General features: G+C 64.4%; 22 protein-coding genes and 1 riboswitch. Of the genes, 11 read left to right on the top strand and 11 right to left on the bottom strand.

Annotated features, from left to right (window positions below; genetic code table 11):
* Positions 1–63 precede the first annotated feature (63 nt).
* The 5 genes from tolA to ydfG form a co-directional block, all read right to left on the bottom strand.
* Complete coding sequence (gene tolA / locus AB3X89_RS23560) at positions 64–1,107, bottom strand: cell envelope integrity protein TolA (protein ID WP_368585415.1); 1,044 nt, start codon at positions 1,105–1,107, stop codon at positions 64–66.
* A complete protein-coding gene (gene tolR / locus AB3X89_RS23555) occupies positions 1,104–1,550 on the bottom strand; it encodes a protein TolR (protein WP_013088523.1) in 447 nt (148 codons plus the stop codon). Before tolR ends, tolA begins: the two co-directional genes overlap by 4 nt.
* 10 nt (positions 1,551–1,560) lie before the next feature.
* On the bottom strand, positions 1,561–2,238 hold the full coding sequence (tolQ, locus tag AB3X89_RS23550; protein WP_006047860.1) for a protein TolQ: 678 nt from the start codon (positions 2,236–2,238) through the stop codon (positions 1,561–1,563).
* A gap of 187 nt (positions 2,239–2,425) precedes the next feature.
* Positions 2,426–2,890 carry a tol-pal system-associated acyl-CoA thioesterase gene (ybgC, locus tag AB3X89_RS23545; protein WP_368585414.1) on the bottom strand — a complete coding sequence of 155 codons (465 nt, stop codon included), beginning with the start codon at positions 2,888–2,890 and terminating at the stop codon, positions 2,426–2,428.
* A gap of 200 nt (positions 2,891–3,090) precedes the next feature.
* Complete coding sequence (gene ydfG, locus AB3X89_RS23540) at positions 3,091–3,837, bottom strand: bifunctional NADP-dependent 3-hydroxy acid dehydrogenase/3-hydroxypropionate dehydrogenase YdfG (RefSeq protein ID WP_176122515.1); 747 nt, start codon at positions 3,835–3,837, stop codon at positions 3,091–3,093.
* A 247-nt stretch (positions 3,838–4,084) separates the two neighbouring features.
* A riboswitch (ZMP/ZTP riboswitch) is annotated at positions 4,085–4,211 on the top strand.
* 178 nt (positions 4,212–4,389) lie between these two features.
* Between ydfG and glyA the strand changes: the two genes are divergently transcribed.
* The 7 genes from glyA to AB3X89_RS23505 all read left to right on the top strand — a co-directional run bounded on the left by glyA (position 4,390) and on the right by AB3X89_RS23505 (position 9,214).
* Complete coding sequence (glyA, locus tag AB3X89_RS23535; RefSeq protein ID WP_368585413.1) at positions 4,390–5,637, top strand: serine hydroxymethyltransferase; 1,248 nt, start codon at positions 4,390–4,392, stop codon at positions 5,635–5,637.
* A gap of 6 nt (positions 5,638–5,643) precedes the next feature.
* The gene (gene nrdR, locus AB3X89_RS23530; RefSeq protein WP_368585412.1) at positions 5,644–6,126 is read left to right on the top strand and encodes a transcriptional regulator NrdR; all 483 of its coding nucleotides are present in this window, start codon (positions 5,644–5,646) and stop codon (positions 6,124–6,126) included.
* Between the two features lie 213 nt (positions 6,127–6,339).
* On the top strand, positions 6,340–6,906 hold the full coding sequence (locus AB3X89_RS23525) for a GspH/FimT family pseudopilin (protein WP_368585411.1): 567 nt from the start codon (positions 6,340–6,342) through the stop codon (positions 6,904–6,906).
* Positions 6,903–7,352 carry a hypothetical protein gene (locus AB3X89_RS23520; RefSeq protein ID WP_368585410.1) on the top strand — a complete coding sequence of 150 codons (450 nt, stop codon included), beginning with the start codon at positions 6,903–6,905 and terminating at the stop codon, positions 7,350–7,352. The genes AB3X89_RS23525 and AB3X89_RS23520 overlap by 4 nt, the downstream gene beginning before the upstream one ends.
* Entirely contained in the window at positions 7,349–8,155 is an 807-nt protein-coding gene (locus tag AB3X89_RS23515) for a PilW family protein (protein ID WP_368585409.1), read from the top strand. The genes AB3X89_RS23520 and AB3X89_RS23515 overlap by 4 nt, the downstream gene beginning before the upstream one ends.
* Complete coding sequence (locus AB3X89_RS23510; protein ID WP_368585408.1) at positions 8,155–8,754, top strand: hypothetical protein; 600 nt, start codon at positions 8,155–8,157, stop codon at positions 8,752–8,754. The genes AB3X89_RS23515 and AB3X89_RS23510 overlap by 1 nt, the downstream gene beginning before the upstream one ends.
* A 22-nt stretch (positions 8,755–8,776) precedes the next feature.
* Positions 8,777–9,214, top strand: coding sequence for a type IV pilin protein (locus AB3X89_RS23505; protein WP_368585407.1), 438 nt, complete (start codon positions 8,777–8,779; stop codon positions 9,212–9,214).
* Between the two features lie 78 nt (positions 9,215–9,292).
* On the opposite strand, the gene AB3X89_RS23500 is transcribed toward AB3X89_RS23505, so the two are convergent.
* From AB3X89_RS23500 to AB3X89_RS23490, 3 genes are all read right to left on the bottom strand, one after another.
* The gene (locus AB3X89_RS23500) at positions 9,293–9,808 is read right to left on the bottom strand and encodes a DUF3318 domain-containing protein (RefSeq protein ID WP_368585406.1); all 516 of its coding nucleotides are present in this window, start codon (positions 9,806–9,808) and stop codon (positions 9,293–9,295) included.
* Between the two features lie 57 nt (positions 9,809–9,865).
* Positions 9,866–10,255, bottom strand: coding sequence for a phage holin family protein (locus AB3X89_RS23495; RefSeq protein ID WP_368585405.1), 390 nt, complete (start codon positions 10,253–10,255; stop codon positions 9,866–9,868).
* Positions 10,256–10,388: 133 nt separating this feature from the next.
* Positions 10,389–10,691 carry a YqjD family protein gene (locus tag AB3X89_RS23490; protein WP_026227987.1) on the bottom strand — a complete coding sequence of 101 codons (303 nt, stop codon included), beginning with the start codon at positions 10,689–10,691 and terminating at the stop codon, positions 10,389–10,391.
* A gap of 340 nt (positions 10,692–11,031) precedes the next feature.
* Here AB3X89_RS23490 and AB3X89_RS23485 point away from each other — a divergent pair, with 340 nt between their 5' ends.
* Entirely contained in the window at positions 11,032–11,670 is a 639-nt protein-coding gene (locus tag AB3X89_RS23485) for a peroxiredoxin (RefSeq protein WP_368585404.1), read from the top strand.
* A gap of 74 nt (positions 11,671–11,744) precedes the next feature.
* Here AB3X89_RS23485 and AB3X89_RS23480 read toward each other — a convergent pair whose 3' ends face one another.
* The gene (locus AB3X89_RS23480) at positions 11,745–12,935 is read right to left on the bottom strand and encodes an acyl-CoA dehydrogenase (protein WP_368585403.1); all 1,191 of its coding nucleotides are present in this window, start codon (positions 12,933–12,935) and stop codon (positions 11,745–11,747) included.
* Positions 12,936–13,029: 94 nt separating this feature from the next.
* Between AB3X89_RS23480 and AB3X89_RS23475 the strand changes: the two genes are divergently transcribed.
* Positions 13,030–13,815, top strand: a complete 786-nt coding sequence (locus AB3X89_RS23475; protein ID WP_368585402.1) for an IclR family transcriptional regulator — start codon at positions 13,030–13,032, stop codon at positions 13,813–13,815.
* A gap of 41 nt (positions 13,816–13,856) precedes the next feature.
* Here AB3X89_RS23475 and AB3X89_RS23470 read toward each other — a convergent pair whose 3' ends face one another.
* Positions 13,857–14,690, bottom strand: coding sequence for a diguanylate phosphodiesterase (locus AB3X89_RS23470; RefSeq protein ID WP_368585401.1), 834 nt, complete (start codon positions 14,688–14,690; stop codon positions 13,857–13,859).
* A gap of 337 nt (positions 14,691–15,027) precedes the next feature.
* Here AB3X89_RS23470 and hmgA point away from each other — a divergent pair, with 337 nt between their 5' ends.
* Together hmgA and fahA are read left to right on the top strand one after the other, a co-directional pair.
* Positions 15,028–16,374, top strand: coding sequence for a homogentisate 1,2-dioxygenase (hmgA, locus tag AB3X89_RS23465; protein WP_368585400.1), 1,347 nt, complete (start codon positions 15,028–15,030; stop codon positions 16,372–16,374).
* Positions 16,371–17,669, top strand: coding sequence for a fumarylacetoacetase (gene fahA / locus AB3X89_RS23460; RefSeq protein WP_368585399.1), 1,299 nt, complete (start codon positions 16,371–16,373; stop codon positions 17,667–17,669). The genes hmgA and fahA overlap by 4 nt, the downstream gene beginning before the upstream one ends.
* 106 nt (positions 17,670–17,775) lie before the next feature.
* Here the strand turns inward: fahA and AB3X89_RS23455 are convergent, their stop codons facing one another.
* Positions 17,776–19,563 carry a PQQ-binding-like beta-propeller repeat protein gene (locus AB3X89_RS23455; protein ID WP_368585398.1) on the bottom strand — a complete coding sequence of 596 codons (1,788 nt, stop codon included), beginning with the start codon at positions 19,561–19,563 and terminating at the stop codon, positions 17,776–17,778.
* Positions 19,564–19,603 lie beyond the last annotated feature (40 nt).

The following is a 19,603-nucleotide window of genomic DNA, read 5'->3' as shown; positions in this document are numbered from 1 at the left end:
TCCCGCGCAACGCCGGCCTGGTGGGGCGCGGCGTTGGATGTCAGTCGGCTGTCAGCCTGCACATCAAGCTGCCGGACGCAGCGTGATAGTGAAGTAGTCCGGCGTCTTGCCATTCACGTCCCGCGGCATCGGATCGGAGGCTTTCACGGCTCGCAACGCGGCGGCGTCCCACGCGGCGTTGCCGCTGCTGTGGGTAATGTTTGCGCTCAGCTGATTGCCGTCCGGCGAACAGCGCACGGCGATCACGGTCTCCAGTCCTTCCGTTTCGCCGCCCCAGTTCACATGCTGAAGCACCAGCCGGCGTACCTTGTCCGCGTAACCCGGCGATGCCGCCGTGCCCCCGGAGCCGCTACCCGTTCCGCTCTTGCCCAGTCCGTTGCTGCTAGAACTGCTGCCGCCGACGCCACCAGCCAGACCCTGCATCTGCGCGAGCCGCGCGCGACGTTCGTTGTCGAGCTGCTTCTTCGCCTGCGCGGCCGCTTCGGCTTGCGCCTTCGCCTTCGCCGCTTTCTCGGCCTCGGCCTTCTTTTGCGCTTCCGCCTGAGCCTGCTTTTGCTGCTGCTCCTGCTGTTCCTTCAGTTGCTGCTGCTTCTGCTGTTCGGCGAGTTGCTGCTGCTTGAGCTTCTCGGCCTGCTGCTGTTGCTGTTGTTGCTGCTGCGCCTGTTGCTGCTTGAGCTTCGCGGCCTTCTGCGCCGCGAGCTGGGCCGCCTGTTCGGCCGCCAATTGCTGCTGACGCTTCGCTTCCGCTTCCTGCTGCTCTTTCAGCTTCAACTGGCGCTGCTGTTCGGCCAATTGCGCGGCGCGCGCCGCTTCCTGCTGCTGACGCTTCTTTTCCTGCAGCGCGATGTCGGCCTGCTCGTCGCGCACGGGCGGGGCAGGGGCGACCGGCGCGGGCGGCGGCGTGACGACGGGATGCGGGATCGCGGAATCCGGCACCTCGGTCCACAGTTCCGCCTGCTCGCCCTCGGGCGTGCTGTTTTGCCACTGGATGCCGTGATAAAGAAAGAATCCGAGCAGCGCATGCATCACCAGCGCGAACAGAAAAGCTCGCCCGGTGCCGCGTTCACGCGGTGGCTGAAGCGGATATTCGGTGTTCTTGCGGATCATTGCGATTTGACAAGCAATCCAACGCGCTTGACGCCCTGAGCCTTCAACTCGGACATCACATTCATCACGACTTCGTACTTCACGGTTTTGTCGGCGGCGATCACGACGGGCTGATCCGGGTGCGATTGTGCCCGATCGGCGATGAAACCTTTGAGGCCAGCTTTCGTCATGTCTTCCTGCTGCTGCGTGCCGGAGTCGTCCTTGTACTTGACGCTCATGTTGCCGTCTGCGCGGATGTTGACGATCACGGGCGGCGTCTGCTGCTGCGGCGCGGCGCCGCCGACGGTCGGCAGATTGACGATCGACGGTGCGACGAGCGGCGCCGTGACCATGAAGATCACGAGCAGCACGAGCATCACGTCGATGTACGGCACGACGTTGATGTCGGCCATCGCGCGACGCGAGCGCGAGCCACGCATGCTGGAGGAGCGGGAGCCTGCCATCGGGGCCTCCTTAGTGTGCCTGGCGCTGCAGGATGTTCGAGAACTCTTCGATGAAGGTTTCGAAACGGATCGCCAGACGGTCGATGTCGTGCGCGTAGCGGTTGTAGGCGACCACGGCCGGAATCGCGGCGAACAGGCCGATCGCGGTGGCGGTCAGCGCCTCGGCGATGCCCGGCGCGACGTTCGCGAGCGTGGCCTGCTGCACGTTTGCGAGGCCGCGGAACGCATTCATGATCCCCCACACCGTGCCGAACAGACCGATATACGGGCTGACCGAACCGACCGATGCGAGAAACGCGAGGTTCGCCTCGAGCACGTCCATTTCACGCTGGAATGCCGCGCGCATCGCGCGCCGGGCGCCGTCGAGAATCGCGCCGGGATCGTTCAGGCGTTTCTCTTTGCCTTTCAGGAATTCACGCATGCCGGACTCGAAAATCCGCTCGAGCGCGCCGATCGTGTGGCGGTTGTTCGCGGCGCTCTGATACAGCGCCTGCAGGTCGCCGCCCGACCAGAAATCGCGCTCGAAGCGTTCAGTTTGCGCGCGCGCCCGGCGAATCGCAAACCACTTGCGGAAGATGAAAGTCCATGAGAGTAGCGACAGCAACAGCAGCAGAGCCATGACGGCCTGGGCCAGCAGGCTCGCGTTGAGTACGAGTGAAACGATCGACAGATCTTGTGTAGTGTTCATAAAGGTTCGTTTTAACGTCCCGGGAAGGGGGCGTCCGGCTGCAAAGCCGCTTCAAGCTTGCCGTGGGCAAAACGGAAGCTTCGGCGATATCGAAGCCGAACCATGCTTTGTGCTACCTGACCGGTATGAGTTCACTGGCCCCGTAACAACGAGGCTCAGGTATCGTCCGTTGACATGCCGCCGTGGTTCAGTCCGCTCTCTCGCCGACGCCCGGTCCGTGCCGCAGCGCGGCGAGAACCGAAGGCGGGATCGCAGCTGGCCGTAGCGTCGCGCGGTCCACACAGCCAACCCGGACCGACCCGCTAGCAAGCAACGTGCCTTCACGCCAGGCTTCCTGCGCGAAATCTACCGAAGCTCGGCCAAGACGCTCGATCCGGCTGATAATTTTCACGAGATCGTCGAGCCGGGCCGGAGCCCGGTAATCGACCGCGGTACTGCGCACGATGAAAATCGCGTCGTTTTCTTCCGCAAGCCGATGCTGGTCGACGCCACACGCGCGCAGCCATTCGGTGCGAGCCCGTTCGAAAAACTTCAGGTAATTGGCGTAAAACACGATGCCGCCGGCGTCGGTATCTTCGTAGTACACGCGGATGGACCACGTATAGCCGATTTCCGTGCCTGGCTGGCTGGTCGACATATTCATGCGGCGCATTCTACCGGAACGCAAACTCGGGGGTCTGTTTCGAAGTGTGTGTTGCGCTCGGTGGGTGCCTGCGGCGATGGTTGCCGGCTCTGCCGGCCGCGCCGGGACTGGAAGCGCGATATCGGCGCGCCGCGCGAAAAAAGTCAGCACGGGTGATAGGCGGCGGCGCGACCAATGGTAGCGGCCGCCGCCTCAGCCCGCCTTCAAACTCAGCCGCGATGTACGGACAGACCCGCGAACGACTGTGCGACCGGCATCAGCTCGATCGTGTTGATGTTGACGTGGGCCGGGCGCGTGGCGATCCAGTAGATGGAATCGGCGATGTCTTCGGCCGTCAGCGGCTGCACGTTTTCGTAGACCTTGGCGGCCTTGTCGTCGTCGCCGCGATAGCGCACGTTCGAGAATTCGGTGCCGCCGCACAGGCCCGGCTCGATATCCGTCACGCGCAGCGCGGTGCCGGCGAGGTCGGCGCGCAGGTTCAGGCTGAACTGGCGCACGAACGCCTTGGTCGCACCATACACGTTGCCGCCCGCGTACGGCCAGCGGCCCGCCACTGAACCCAGATTGAAGATATGTCCGCGATTGCGCTCGACCATGCCGGGCAGCAGCGCATGCGTGACCTGCACGAGGCCCGTGCAATTGGTCTCGATCATGGTGTTCCATTCGTCGAGGCTCGCCTTGTGTGCCGGCTCGGTGCCGAGCGCGAGGCCGGCGTTGTTGACGAGCACGTCGATCGCGGCGAAGTCGGCGGGCAACGAGGCGGGCACGGCTTCGACGGCGGCGCGGTCGCGCACGTCGAGTTCGTACGGCAGCAGCGCGTCGCCGAGCTCGTCGGCGAGTGCCTGGAGGCGGTCCTTGCGGCGAGCAGTGGCGACGACACGATGGCCGCCCTTGACGAACGAGCGGGCGATGGCGGCGCCGAAGCCGGCCGACGCTCCTGTGACAAACACGATCATTGCAGTTCCCTGGTCGGTAAGAGACAAAGGCCCCAAGCCTACTTCCAATGCCGCGCTGCGGCAAGGATGGACGAGCCGGATCGGCGGCTGCCGCGGCGGCGCGCAACGGGTGCGCGGCGCGGTCGGCGTGCTTTCGTCAGATGGTTGCCCAGCGGGGCCGCCAGACAGTCCGCAGGCCCCGCCAGCAGCCGCCGGAGCACCCGCAAGTCGGTTGCCTATTCGGGCCTCTTCCAATACACTAACGCGCTCGACCCTGCGTGACTGGCGATAGAACCGAGTCGTCTGACTCAGCCGATTCAACCAATCGGGTTCAAGGTGGAACAACCCACCGTGAAGCGCAGGGTGCCGTTTTGCCGTTCGCCTGGGCAGCCGTGAACCGCGCGCATTAATCTGCGCTGACGGTGGCTGGCCTGCCTCGCGTGTGCGGCGACTCTCCACTCGCCACGTCAGGGCAAGCCTCGCCGCCCACAGCGCTGCGTACCCCGCTGTGTACCCTCTACGCAGGATTCGGCGCACGATCCGGTCAACCTGAAAACACTCAACGGAACCCGTATGTTTGACAGAGCCCAAAGCACCATCGCCAACGTCGATCCTGAACTCTGGAAGGTCATCGAGCAGGAAAACCGCCGTCAGGAAGAGCACATCGAACTGATCGCGTCGGAAAACTACACGAGCCCGGCCGTGATGGCCGCGCAAGGCTCGCAACTCACGAATAAGTACGCCGAAGGCTATCCCGGCAAGCGCTACTACGGCGGCTGCGAGTATGTCGACGTCGCTGAGCAGCTGGCGATCGACCGCGTGAAGCAGCTGTTTGGCGCGGAAGCCGCGAACGTGCAGCCGAACTCGGGCTCGCAGGCCAACCAGGGCGTGTTCTTCGCAATGCTCAAGCCGGGCGACACGATCATGGGCATGAGCCTCGCGCACGGCGGCCACCTCACGCACGGCTCGCCGGTCAATATGTCGGGCAAGTGGTTCAACGTGGTCAGCTACGGTCTGAACGAAGCCGAAGACATCGACTACGACGCTGCTGAAAAGCTCGCGCAGGAACACAAGCCGAAGATGATCGTGGCGGGCGCATCCGCGTTTGCGCTGCGCATCGATTTCGAACGCATGTCGAAAATCGCGAAGTCGGTGGGAGCCTACTTCATGGTCGACATGGCGCACTACGCCGGTCTCGTCGCAGCGGGCGTTTATCCGAACCCGGTGCCGCACGCCGACTTCGTCACCACCACCACGCACAAGAGCCTGCGCGGCCCGCGCGGCGGCGTGATCCTGATGAAGGCCGAGTATGAGAAGCCGATCAATTCGGCGATTTTCCCGGGCATCCAGGGCGGTCCGCTGATGCACGTGATCGCCGCTAAGGCCGTCGCGTTCAAGGAAGCGCTGTCGCCGGAATTCAAGGCGTATCAGCAGCAGGTCGTCGAGAACGCGCGGGTGCTCGCTGAAACGCTGGTCAAGCGCGGGCTGCGCATCGTGTCGGGCCGCACGGAGAGCCACGTGATGCTGGTCGACCTGCGTGCGAAGAAGATCACCGGTAAGGCTGCGGAGGCGGCACTCGGCGCGGCGCACATCACGGTCAACAAGAACGCGATTCCGAACGATCCGGAAAAGCCGTTCGTGACCTCGGGCATCCGCCTGGGTTCGCCGGCCATGACCACGCGCGGCTTCGGCGTGAAGGAAGCCGAGCAGGTCGGCAACCTGATCGCCGACGTGCTGGACAACCCGGAAGACGCCGCGACGATCGAGCGCGTGCGCGCGCAAGTCGCCGAGCTGACCCAGCGCTTCCCGGTTTACGGCTAAGCCGTCATGCATTGCCCCTTCTGCCGCCACGCCGATACGCAGGTCGTCGACTCGCGCGTATCCGAAGACGGCGCGACGATTCGCCGGCGCCGCCGCTGCCCGGCCTGCGACAAACGTTTCACGACGTATGAGCGGGTCGAGCTGGCGTTGCCGTCGGTCGTCAAGAAGGACGGCACGCGCACGGAATTCGATCGCCGCAAGATCGTCGCGAGCATGCAACTGGCGCTGCGCAAGCGCCCGGTTGCGGTGGACGCGATCGAAGCGGCGGTCGCCCGCATCGAGTATCAGCTGCTCGGCTGCGGCGAGCGCGAGGTGCGCAGCGAGCGCCTCGGCGAACTCGTGATGAACGAGTTGCGCGCGCTCGACACGATCGCCTATGTCCGTTTCGCTTCCGTGTACAGGCGCTTCGAAGACGTTTCCGAATTCGAGGACGTGATCGAGGAATTTCGCCGCGCCTCTTCCCCGCCCAAGCCTTCCCGCAAGCGCTGAGCGCACGCGTGCCGCAGCTGAGCCGCGGTCATTCGTATCCATCGCCTCGCGCATTTCGCGCTTTTCTTCACGCATCGCTTCTCCCGCCTCCGTGATCGATCGTCACGTGCATTGTTGCGTGCGCTAACGTCTGAATGCCACCTGGCCATTCGGACGATGGTCGGCGCACTCGCAAATCGCTAGATTGGCTGCATCTGTTCGAAACGCTGAGGGATGCAGATGAAAATCAATGGAACTCGCCGGCCGTCCCGCGCCGGTTTCACGCTCGTCGAGACGCTGGCGGTGATAGCGCTCGTGATGCTGATGGCGGTGATGGCGATGCCGTCGTTCGCCGCATGGCAGATGCGAGATCAGGTCGACGCGCGCGCGAAGGCGCTGCTGTCCACCTTCGCCTACGCGCGCAGCGAGGCGCTGCGGCGCGGCGCGCGTATCACGGTGTGTCGCGTCGATGCGGCGCGCGTCTGTCTCGCGTCGGGCCAACCTTGCGCCGACGGCGTCGCCGACTGGGCCTGCGGATGGGCCGTATTCGCCGAACGCGGCGGCAAGCCGTCGTTGTTGCGCGCGCAGCCGGCGCTGGCGGCGGTGAGCATCGCCGGCGTGCAGACGGATATGACGTTCACGCCGCCCGCCGGCCAACTGATCGGCGCGTTTCGAAGTTTCGATATCGCGCCGCGGAGCCCATCGAAGTCGATGCAGGGCAACCCGTGGCGGCGCTGCATCAGTGTCGCGGCAGGAGGTCGCGCGCGGATCTCGGAAGGCGCGTGTGGAGCGACGTCATGAGACGGCCCGCATTCCACACCCGGCTGCGTGCGCATGCGTCGGCATGTGGCGGCAGTTCGTTGATCGAGGTGATGCTGGCGGTCGCGTTGGTCGCGGTGAGCGCGCTGGGGTTGATCGCGGCTCAGGTGTGGACCGCACGTGAAGCGCGCGCGATGTCGCTGCGCGAGAGCGCCACGTGGATAGCCGAGTCGATCGCCGAAGCGACGCGCACGCCTTCCGTGGGCAATGCCGCACTCAATCAATGGAGCGCTTGGGCGAGTGTTCTGCTGCCGCACGGCGACGCATCGGTCGGCGAGAGCGGCGCAGTCGCTGCGGCGCGCGTGACGTGGGCTTCCGTGCGGGACCGGCCCACCGCGGGCGATGGGATCGGCCCGTCGGCGGAGCCTTGCGGCGGCGTCGATGCACCGGCCGGATCGTCGTGTGTCGCGTTGGCGTTCGCGCAATGAAGCGGCTGCATTGCCCACGCGGTCACACGCTGGTCGAGTTCCTGATCGCGATGGCGCTCGGGCTGATCGTGACCGCGGGGGCCGTGTCCCTTTACACGACGCAGCGCAACGCGTTCGTGCAGGCGAGCAACGCGCCCCGGATTCGCGAAGCCGGCTTGACCGCGCTGATGCTGATCGGCCAGCAATTGCAGATGGCCGGCTTCGTTCCTGCCGATGTCGTTGGTTATAACGCGGCGCCTGCGCTGTTCGGCTGCTCGGGCGGTCGCCCGACCGGCGCCGACGACAACCTCACTTGCACCGCGTTGAGTACCGGCTCCGATGGCGTCGCGATCCGCTACGTCGCAGACGTCGTATCGACGTGGCCATCGTCGAGCGGGCAGGTCACCGACTGTGTCGGCCAAGCCGTCAAGAGCAGCGACGCAGTTCTTGGCGATCACGGCGCGCCGGTGGTCAATCGGTACTTCGCCAACCTCAGCGGCTCGACCGGCGAGCCGGAGCTTTACTGCGTCGGCAGCGGCAATGCGGGGTCCGCGCAGCCGCTGGTCGAAGGCGTCGAGCGCGTGCGGTTGCGCTACTGGCTGAGCGGTGCGGCCAATGCTGTGAACGCGTCGGCCGTCGCGGCGGATCAATGGACGAACATCGTCGCGGTAGATGTCTGCGTGCTGGTGCGCGGCGCGCCGCAAGGACGGCGCTCGAAGTACATCGATTGCGATGGCGTGAGTACGCTCGGCACCGACTTGCGGCCTCGGCAGGCGTTTTCGCGCAGGGTGGCGCTGCGCAATCGCGCGGAGGTATCGTCGTGATGGACCGTGACGCAGCAACGCAACGCTGCCGCGCGTACGACATATGCGGCGGGGCAGGTGGAAAAGCGAAACACTTAGGCAGGCGAAGTTGTCGGGACGGTGCCCGACGCGCACATCAACGCGGGGTCGTGCTTGCTATCGTGCTGTTGATCTCGGCCATGATGCTCGCCACGTCCGCGATCTGGTTCGAAACATCGCTCGCGGCCGCACGCGCGGCGACCAATACGCGCGACTTTCTGCAGGCTTTCCACGCGGCGGATTCGGCGCTGAGCTTGTGCGAGCGCAACGTGCGATCGGCACCTGGCGACGCGCCCAATGCGCCGCTCACATCCGGCGAGCCGGTTCAATGGAGGCTTGAAACCGCGTTCGACGCAGGCGCCATCACGCCTGTGTCGCAATGGCCGGGATCATCGCGTGCGCCGCAATGCCTGATCGAGCCTTGGCGTCTCGCGAGTCGACCCAACGCCAGCGCTTATCTGCTGACCGCGCGCGGCTTCGGGCAGAGCAGCGAGTCACAGGTCTGGTTGCAGATGGAACTGGTGACCGAGGATGGCGCGATCGAGCGTCATTGGCGGCGCGTTGCCGCGAGACCATTCTGAAGAACGCACCGACTGGACACGTATGAAAAGCCCGAACACATCCGCATTCACGCTGCTCGAACTCGTGATCGCGCTCGCGATTGCCGCCACGCTCGCCGCCTTTGCGATCCCTTCGTATCGCAGCCACATCGCGCGCACCCATCATATCGACGCGGCGTCGGCGTTATATCGGGCCGCGCAATTCGTCGAGGCCGCGGCGAGCGATGGCGCGCCGGCCTTGCCACCGGGCATCGATCAGGCGCCGCAGTTCGGCGCGCCGGTGTATCGCGTGCGCGTGCTGCCCGCGGACGACACGAACGGCGGCTATTCGATCGAAGCGGTGCCAGCGGAAGCGGGCCCGATGCGCGATGACCCGTGTGGCACGTTCACGCTAGATGCGACAGGTCAGCGAGGCAATAGAAACGACACGAGCGGCGCGACGCCCACGGGCAGCGAATGCTGGATACGGGTTAGCAGGTGATTGAAAGCCGACGCGCGCGGCCGTGCGAGCGGACATCCGATATAGCGCAGATCGCAGCCCCTCGTAGCGGCCACGACCTCAATAGCCGCTTCTCGTCGAATCGACCTGCTCAGCCGCCGCCTGCGCGGTAGCGGAAACCGCCGCCGCCGCCCGCGCCGCCGCCGACTCGTTCTTCATCTGTTGCCAGATCCGGAACGCTTCCCACGCGCCGAGCGCAAGGCTGCCCCACTTGAGCGCGGGTCTTGCGCTCCTGACGACCGTCGCGCGCAGCGGTTTGGCGAGCAACAGCGAAACGACCGAACTGATGAACGGGTACTGCTTGAGCAATGCGCCGATCGTGCCCGCGTTGAGCACGCTTGCCTTGGCCCCTTTGCCGACGCGCACGCCGCCGAAGCCGGGGATCACGAACTTGAGCCAGCTGAAATGCGTGACAGCCTGGCGCAGTTCGAAGGCGGCCTGCGCGAGCTCGACGCGCTCCACGTCCGCGCGCACGAGCAGCAATTCCTTGCGTAGCGCCCGCAGATGCGGGGCGCTCAGATCCTTCGACGGATGGCGCTTGTTACGAAAGGCTGTATCGGGACGGGATGGGCTCATGGCGTGTCGGCGGGAGTGGAGATGAGGCGATGGATCGGATGCAGACAAACTTGCCCATCAGTCGCGGCTGCGAAACGCTTCGCGATCTTTTTCGAACTCGGCGATGGTCGCTTCGAACACCAGCGGCGCGTTGCGCAGACCGCTGCGAGCCTTCAGCGCACAGGCGAGCCCGGCAATCGCGTAGACCGCGGTGATGCCGGCAAGCGCCTGCCATCGGTAGGTGTCCCAGAAGGCAATGGCGACGAGTGCGGTCAACGCGATCAAGGCCATCGTGGCGAGCATCATTGCTGCAAGACCGAGAAACAGCACGCCGAGCAGGCGGTCTTTTTCCTCGGCGAGTTCGATGCCCACCAGTTCGAGCCGCGTCTGCAGAATCGCAAACACGGAACTGAGAATACGGCGCAACGGGCTGTGTTCTGCGCGCTGCGAGTGTGTTTCGGTCGTCATGGCTGTGGGCGTTGCGCGTGAGGGCCTAGCCAGCGCGCACGCGCGCCAGCAGAAGGGGACCGGCGAGGCTCGCGCCGGTCCGCCTGTATCGCCGGTGCGCCGGACATGCCTGCTCCGGCGGACTCACCGACCTTTACTTGCGATTGATCAGCAGACCGACCACCATGCCGATGCCGGCGGCGATGCCGATGGACGCCCACGGATGTTCGTGCACGTAGTCGTCGGTAGCGCGGGCAGCCTTCTTGCCTTTTTCGACGACCACGACCTGAACGTCGGCTGCTTTTTCTTTCGCCTGCTTCAGGCGCGTCAGCGCGGTCTCACGCAGTTCGGACGCGCGTTCGCCGGTAGCGCTCGCGGCCTGTTTCAGCAGGTCTTCGGCGTCCGCGAGGACGGTTTTGATATCCGACATCAATCTCTCCTTGTTGACTTCCGACATTGACAGCTCCCTTTGTCTCACGCTACGCGTAAATCGTAACCAAAGAAACGGTCGCTGGCGAGCCTAGTGCCGGTTGCATGGCGCCGACGCACGATCCGTTCCCGGCAGCGCGTGGCAACACCCGTTTGAGGGCACTTTGCTCCAGACCGGTATCGGATTGAGTTGATCTGTCCCGCAAAGTTTCCATCAAACGGGAGAAAATTACAAAAACGCATAAAGTACTGACGCGATGTTGGTTCGCCATGTACCACCACGGCCTTATGCTTTATCGTCTGGCCGTCGCGGGCACACGCCCGCGACCTTATCTGGATACGTTCCGAATACCTACAGGAGATGCACTATGAGTCTACGTCTTGGCGACATTGCGCCGGATTTCGAACAGGAGTCGAGCATTGGCCGCATCAGTTTTCACGACTGGCTCGGCAATAGCTGGGGCGTGCTGTTCTCGCATCCCGCCGACTTCACGCCGGTCTGCACGACCGAGCTGGGCCTGACCGCGAAGCTTGCAAGCGAGTTCGAAAAGCGCAACGTGAAGACGATCGCGTTGTCGGTCGACAGCGCGGAGTCGCACAAGGAGTGGATCAAGGACATCAACGAGACGCAGGCCGCCAGCGTCGGTTTTCCGATTCTCGCGGACGGCGATCGCAAGGTTTCCCAGCTTTACGACATGATTCATCCGAACGCGAACGAAACGTTCACCGTGCGTTCGCTGTTCATCATCGATCCAAATAAGAAGGTGCGTCTGATCATCACCTATCCGGCGAGCACCGGCCGCAACTTCGACGAAGTGCTGCGCGTGATCGATTCGCTGCAGCTGACCGACAGTCACTCGGTCGCGACGCCGGGCAACTGGAAGCAGGGCGATGACGTGGTGATCGTGCCGTCGCTGAAGGACGAGGAAGTGATCAGGCAGAAATTCCCGAAAGGCTACAAGGCGCTGCGCCCGTACCTGCGCATGACGCCGCAGCCGAACCAGTAAGCTGCGCGGCATCAAACAGAAAAGCCGGTTCGAATGAACCGGCTTTTTTTGCACTTAGCGGAACGCCAGCGGCATCAGAAGAACGCCTGAATACCGGTCTGCGCGCGGCCGAGGATCAGCGCATGAACATCGTGGGTGCCTTCGTAGGTGTTGACGACCTCGAGGTTCACCAGATGGCGGGCAACTCCGAACTCGTCCGAAATGCCGTTGCCGCCGAGCATGTCCCGCGCGAGGCGGGCGATGTCGAGCGCTTTGCCGCACGAATTGCGCTTCATGATCGACGTGATTTCGGTGGCGGCCGTGCCTTCGTCCTTCATGCGGCCGAGGCGCAGTACGCCTTGCAGCCCGAGCGTGATTTCAGTTTGCATGTCGGCGAGCTTCTTCTGGATCAGCTGGTTCGCGGCGAGCGGCCGGCCGAACTGCTTGCGATCGAGCACGTACTGACGCGCGATGTGCCAGCATGCTTCCGCCGCGCCGAGCGCGCCCCAGGCGATGCCGTAGCGCGCCGAGTTCAGGCAAGTGAACGGACCGCGCAGGCCGCTGACGCCAGGCATGATGTTCTCTTCCGGCACGAACACATCGTCGAGCACGATTTCACCGGTGATCGACGCGCGCAGCCCGATCTTGCCGTGGATCGCCGGCGCGGACAGACCCTTCCAGCCCTTCTCGAGAATGAAGCCGCGGATGTTGTCCTTGCCGTTTTCCTCGAGCTTCGCCCACACGACGAACACGTCGGCGATCGGCGAATTGGTGATCCACATCTTCGAGCCCGACAGCGAATAGCCGCCATCGACCTTCTTCGCGCGCGTGACCATGCTGCCCGGATCGGAGCCGTGGTTCGGCTCAGTCAGACCGAAGCAGCCGATCCACTCGCCGCGCGCGAGCTTCGGCAGATATTTTTCCTTCTGCGCGTCCGAGCCGAATTCGTAGATCGGCACCATTACCAGTGACGACTGCACCGACATCATCGAGCGATAGCCGGAGTCGACACGTTCGACTTCACGCGCGATCAGCCCGTACGCGACATAGTTCAGACCGGGGCCGCCGTACTGTTCGGGAATCGTCGGGCCGAGCAGGCCGAGTTCGCCCATTTCGCGAAAAATCCCGACATCGGTCTTTTCATGGCGGAACGCTTCCAGCACGCGCGGCAGCAGCTTGTCCTGCGAGTAAGCCGCGGCGGCATCGCGCACCATGCGTTCGTCTTCGGTTAACTGCTGATCCAGCAGCAACGGGTCTTCCCAGTGAAACTGCGCGGCTACGGCCATGACGTATCTCCTGATTTCACGCTCAGAACAAGCTTGACTTGAGTTCCGCCTTGCGAAACAATGTTTTGCAAACGACGCCCGAGTGTAGCACCCTATGACGCTGCCATCCACTTTCTCCGCTCCGCTCGACGAACGCAAATTCGTCGTCGCCCTTGCCCGCGGGCTGGACCTGTTGCGCGCTTTCCAGCCGGGCGACACGATGCTCGGCAATCGCGATTTCGTCGAACGCACGGGTTTGCCGAAGGCAACCGTGAACCGGCTCGCCTACACGCTGACCGTGCTCGGCTATCTGCGGCTCGACGAAAGACACGGCAAATATGCGCTCGATGCGGGCGTGCTGTCGCTCGGCTTCGCGCTGCTATCGGGCAGCGACATACTCGAACTCGCGCGCCCGCACCTGCGCAGCCTCGCGCGCGAGGTCGGCGCGGCGGTTTCGCTCGGCTGCCGGGATGGGCTCGACATGGTGTATCTGGAGACGATCCGCAGCGAAACCGCGTTGACGCTCGGCCTCGCATCCGGCTCGAAACTGTCGATGCTGACGAGCTCGATGGGTCGCGCATATCTCGCCGTGCAGCCGCTCGACGCGCGTACCGCGTTACTCGCGGAACTGAAAAAAGCGGCAGGCAGGGCGGGCGCGATGCTGGTCGCCGAAGCCGAACAGGAGATCGCCGCGTTCGCGACCGAACGCTGCTGCTACTCGTTTCGTGCGTGGCATGACGACGTGAACGCGGTCGCGGTGCCGTTTCGCGAGCCGCGCGAAAACCGCTGGCTCGTGCTCAGCTGTAGCGGGCCGGCGTCGTCGATGGGGGAGGAGGTGTTTCGCGAGAACGTCGCGCCGCGTCTGAAGGCGCTCGCGGCGCGGCTGGGGGAGCCGGGCTGAGCGAAGGCCGGGGCGCCCGGGCCAATCGGGCCCACGCCGTGTCACGCCGCCCGGTCGTGATAATGCGCGTTGAACAATGGACCTTGCACGAACCGCACGTCGTACTGCTGTAGCGCGGAGAACTGCGTCTCGTCCATCACGCGATTGAAAATCAGCGGCACCCGCAGCCGGCCCGCGTAGCCGACGAGCGGCTTCACGGTCGCGTCGCGCAATGCGGCCGTCGCATCCATCTTGATGAAATCGAGCCGCGCGGTTTCCGATACCGACAGGATCTGCCCCGCGTTCGACAAATTGCCCGCCACCTTGAAGCCGTAGTGCTGATAGCTGCGCGTCAGGTAACCCAGAAACGTCTTGTGCGCGACCGCCGCCGCCGGCAGCTCGATGACGATGCGCGTCGGATTCAGATTGAACGACGTCAGCACGCTCGAAAAATGCCGGCCGTGATCGTACTTCACACTCTTCAACAGCCTCTCGTGCACGCGTAGAAACAGCAGCCCATGCCGCTGCGGGCCAAAGAAGTTGATTGCGTGCAGCGCGCGCGACATGCGATCAAGCGCGACCAGCTGCTGATCGTCGGCGATGTTGTCGAACGGATCGAACACGTCGAACGGCGGTGCGCCGAGCCGGTGCGTGACCGCCTGAAAGCCGAGCTCATCGCCGAAACGGTCGACTCCTTCCGCGCCGCATGATAGCGACTGCGCGAGCCCATGCACGCTGATGTCGAAGATCGGCTCGTAGGCGCTCGTGAGCTCGATGCCGTCGAAATGCGCGAGCGCGATGCCGGCGTGCGCGCCTTGTCCCATGGCCAGATGCTCGCCGAGAAACGGGTGATGAGCGGCGCGGGCGATCAGATCGGGGATGGTCGGCGAAATCATGAAGGCGAGTGAAAGGCGACGATGAACGCGCACCGGGCGCGTGGCAGCGCGACGCGATGGCCGCATCCATTGATGGTAGCAGTACGCGCACTGCGCGGATTAACAAAATGCTCATAACGTTATTGGTCTGACGCTTATGGGCCGGGGCTCAGCGCGCAATCACGAGGTTGGCATGCCCGCTTCCAAGGGTATACGTTAGTTTCACTATTCGTAATTAGTTTTACTATGCGTAAAACGTGATTTCACCAGTTCGCGCGTCTGAAGCCGAGCCGGCCTGAGCGTGACTGCAAAGATCACGTAATCGGGAAAGAATCGAGCAACTCGCGGAGAACCTTGTATGGATACCTCAACACGTACGCCGGCCGACCAACGCCTGCGACCTGAAATCGAGCCCGGCTATCAGTCGGGTTTCGCGAACGAATTCGCAACCGAGGCGTTGCCTGGCGCGCTGCCGACCGGCCGCAACTCGCCGCAGCGCGCGGCCTATGGTTTGTATGCCGAGCAGATTTCGGGTACCGCGTTTACGGCGCCACGCGGTCACAACCGTCGCTCGTGGCTGTACCGGATTCGTCCCGCGGCGATGCACAAGCCGTTCACGATGATGCCGTCGGAGCGGCTCGTCGCGAACTTCGCCGAGGTGCCGCCGACGCCGCCGAACCAGCTGCGCTGGGACCCGCTGCCGCTGCCGTCCGAACCGACCGATTTCATCGACGGCTGGGTGACCATGGCAGGCAACGGCTCGGCCGAAGCGATGAACGGTTGCGCGATCCATCTGTACGCAGCGAACCGTTCGATGCAGGACCGCTTCTTCTACAACGCCGACGGCGAACTGCTGATCGTGCCGCAACAGGGCCGCCTGCATATCGCGACCGAAATGGGCCGCGTCGATATCGAACCGTTCGAGATCGCGGTAATTCCGCGCGGCGTGCGCTTCGCGGTCAGCCTGCCGGACGGCAGCGCGCGCGGCTATATCTGCGAGAACTTCGGTGCGTTGCTGCGTCTGCCGGAACTGGGGCCTATCGGCTCCAACGGTCTCGCGAATCCGCGCGATTTCCTGACGCCGCACGCCGCGTACGAAGACCGCGAAGGCGCGTTCGAACTCGTCGCGAAGATGAACGGCAATCTGTGGCGCGCGGACATCGGCCATTCGCCGCTCGACGTCGTGGCATGGCACGGCAACTACGCGCCGTACAAATACGACCTGCGCCGCTTCAACACGATCGGCTCGATCAGCTTCGACCATCCGGACCCGTCGATCTTCCTCGTGCTGCAATCGCAAAGCGACACGCCGGGCGTCGATACGATCGACTTCGTGATCTTCCCGCCGCGCTGGCTCGCGGCTGAAGATACATTCCGCCCGCCATGGTTCCATCGCAACGTCGCGAGCGAGTTCATGGGTCTCGTGCATGGCGTCTACGACGCGAAGGCCGAGGGCTTCGTGCCCGGCGGCGCGAGCCTGCACAACTGCATGACGGGCCACGGTCCGGACGCGGACACGTTCGAGAAAGCGTCGCATGTCGATACCTCGATGCCGAAGAAGGTCGACGACACCATGGCCTTCATGTTCGAGACGCGCACGCTGATCAAGCCGACGCGCTTCGCGCTCGAAACCGCGCAACTGCAGGCGCATTACTACGAGTGCTGGCAAGGCCTCAAGAAACACTTCAATCCGGAGCAACGATGAACGCGGTGAACGATCTCCAGGCGACGCTCGATGCGTCGCGCAAGAGCTGGATCGAGTCGGCCAACGAGCCGGCGAGCGACTTCCCGATCCAGAACCTGCCGTTCGGCATTTTCAGCGATCGTGGCAACGACGCGCGGCGCGTCGGCGTCGCGATCGGCGATCAGATCGTCGATCTCGGCGCGTTGCAGGCAGCGGGTCTGCTGAACGTGCCGGCGCAGAACGTGTTCGCGCGCGATGCGCTGAACGATTTCATCGCGCTTGGCCGCGACGCATGGCGCAGCGTTCGAATCCAGCTGAGCCAACTGCTCGCGCGCGACACCGCGACGCTACGCGACGATGCCGTGTTGCGCGCGAAGGTGCTGGTGAATCAGGCCGATGCGCGTCTGCATCTGCCGGTGCAGATTCCGGGCTACACGGATTTCTATTCGTCGAAGGAGCACGCGACCAATGTCGGCTCGATGTTCCGCGATCCGAAGAATGCGCTGCTGCCGAACTGGTCGGAGATGCCGATCGGCTACAACGGACGGGCGTCGTCGGTGGTCGTGAGCGGCACGCCGGTGCGTCGCCCCAATGGTCAACTCAAGCTGCCCGATCAGGAGCGCCCGGTGTTCGGCGCGTGCCGCAAGCTCGATATCGAACTGGAGACGGGTTTCATTATCGGCGGCGGCAATGCGCTGGGCGAGCCGATCGCATGCGAGGACGCGGAGGCGCACATCTTCGGCATGGTGCTGCTGAATGACTGGAGCGCGCGCGACATCCAGCAATGGGAATACGTGCCGCTCGGTCCGTTCAACGCGAAGACCTTCGCGACGACGATCTCGCCGTGGGTCGTCACGCTCGATGCGCTCGAACCATTCCGCGTCGCGCAGCCGGTGCAGGAGCCGGAGCCGCTCGCGTATCTGCGGCATCGAGGAAAGCATGCGTTCGACATTCATCTCGAAGTGAGCTTGCGCGCGCCACATGCGCGGCAAGCGAGCACGATCGCGCGGACCAACTTCAAATACATGTACTGGACGATGGCGCAGCAGCTCGCGCATCACACGGTGTCGGGTTGCAATACGCGGGTGGGCGACCTGATGGGCTCGGGGACGATCAGCGGGCCGACCGAGGATTCGTACGGCAGCCTGCTCGAACTGACGTGGAACGGCAAGAAGCCGCTGGAGCTGCACGAGGGCGGTACGCGCACGTTCATCGAGGACGGCGATGTGCTGACGCTGGTGGGCTGGTGCCAGGGCGACGGGTATCGCGTCGGGTTCGGCGAGTGTGCCGGAGAGATTCTGCCGGCGCGAGAGTGAGCTCGCGGCAGTCACGATGAACGAGGGCCGGCAACGAATGCCGGCCCTCGTCGTTTGTGCGAGACCTTGGCCGTGCCGTGCCGCAATGACTCGCGCGTCGACCGCTTCACCTACCGAGCAACCCGAACACCGCCACGCCATTCGTCGTGCCGACATACACCTTGCCGTTCGCGATCATCGGTGTGATGAACTTGTTGCCGGTGCCGAACTGATCGCGCGTGCCCATCTGGTTGCTGTTGTACAGTTCGTTGAGCGTGACCGGGTCGAACGCATGGAGTGCCGCGACGTTGCCGTTTTCGGCGGCCCATACGATGCCATTCGACGTGCCATTCGCCGAGACGCTCGGCGTCGTGCCGGGATAGGCGAACGTCATCGCGCTTTGCGCGGTGGGTGTGATGGACAGCTTCGCATTGGTCACGGTGAATGCCTTCAGATGATCGCCGACCGAGCCGAAATACACGCGCCCGTTGAAATAGGCGGGCATGCCGAACTCGCCGCCCGCCAGCTGCGCGGTAATCTCCTGATAGATGTTGTCGGTCGTCGGGTTGAACTTGCCCATCGAATCGCGATTCAGCACGTAGATGGTGCTGTCCTTGCCCGCGCCGAGCGTCAGATGCTGCACGACGCCGTTCGCGTCGGTCAGGTCCGGCAGCACCAGTGCGCCGCCGGAGCCGAGGTCGATGTCGTCGTTGGCCTCCTGCACGACGTTCGTCATCGCGAAGTAGTCCGTGACCGACAGGCCGCCCGACGTGCCGAGCTTCAGGAACGTATTGCCGAAATCGTTGTTGGCCGGAAAGCCGCTCGAGGTCATCGTCGTTTCGAAGGTGCCGTTGGCATCGAGCAGATAGATCGACGAGCCGTCCGACGCCGGCCCCGCGCCGCTCATCCAGATCGCGCCGCCGATGCCGTTAGGCGTCACGTTGAGCACCGTGGTCTGCTGCAACGTGTCGGCGGCGTAGCCCATGAGCCATCCCGTATAGCCGCCGTCGTCGCAGTGCGAGGTCCATGTCGTGTAGACCGTGTTGCCGAGCAATAGCAGCCCCGCGCGCTCCGCGTACAACGACGGGGTGAACGGCAGGACGCCGTTCGTATTGCCCGCGCCGGTGCCCGGGTAAGAGGCGACGGCGACTTCGGTGGGACCGTTCAGCAGTTCGGCGCCGGTCGCGAGGTCGAGCGCGTGAACGCGATGATGGTAGCCGCCGGCCGGGTCCTTCGACATCGCGACGACATAGATCGTGCCGTGCGTGCCGCGCGAACGGTCGATCACCGGTGTCGAGGTGATGCCGATCGTGTTCACGATCTGGCTGCAGCCGCGGTCGTCGCTCGGGCTTTCGCCGCTGCCGAGTGTGCGCACCTGCCACAGGGTCGCGCCGGTGTCGGCATCGAATGCGTACACGGTGTCGTTCTCGGTCGCGACGTACAGCACGTTGTGCGTGCCGCCCGCCATCGCCAGCGAAGCGACGAATAGCGGCTGCGCGTCGACCTTGCCGTCGACGCTAAAGAAGCCGACCTTGCCGAATGTCGCGGCCGTCACGTTGGCGGGCGTCAGCGTGGTTTCGCCGAGGTTCTGGCCGGTGCGCGCGATGTCGTTGTGATAGGTGAGCACGTCCTGCACGGCTGCCGTCGACGTGCCACCCATCGACGTGGCCGAGCCGCTGCCCGCGGTGCCGGTGCTACCGGTGCCGCCGCTCGTGGTGCCACCAGTGGTGGTGCTGCCGCCGCTTGCCGCGGCTGGGGTCGATGCGCCCGATGAGGCGCTGCCGCCGGCGCTCGTGCCCGTCGGGGCACTGCTGTTTCCGCCTCCGCCGCCGCCACAGTTTGCGGCGACGATCGCGGCTACCGCGATCGCCGTGCCCAACAGGCTGGCACGGAGCAACAAGCGCATCGAGACCATGGCGGACTCCCCGTTGCTTGCGGTGGCACCACAAAATATG

The organism is Paraburkholderia sp. BR14320, assembly GCF_040948665.1.
In the GTDB taxonomy this organism is placed as follows: Bacteria; Pseudomonadota; Gammaproteobacteria; order Burkholderiales; family Burkholderiaceae; genus Paraburkholderia; species Paraburkholderia youngii.
Note: the sequence above shows the minus strand (reverse complement) of the source record. Positions and strands in the feature narration are given on the sequence as shown.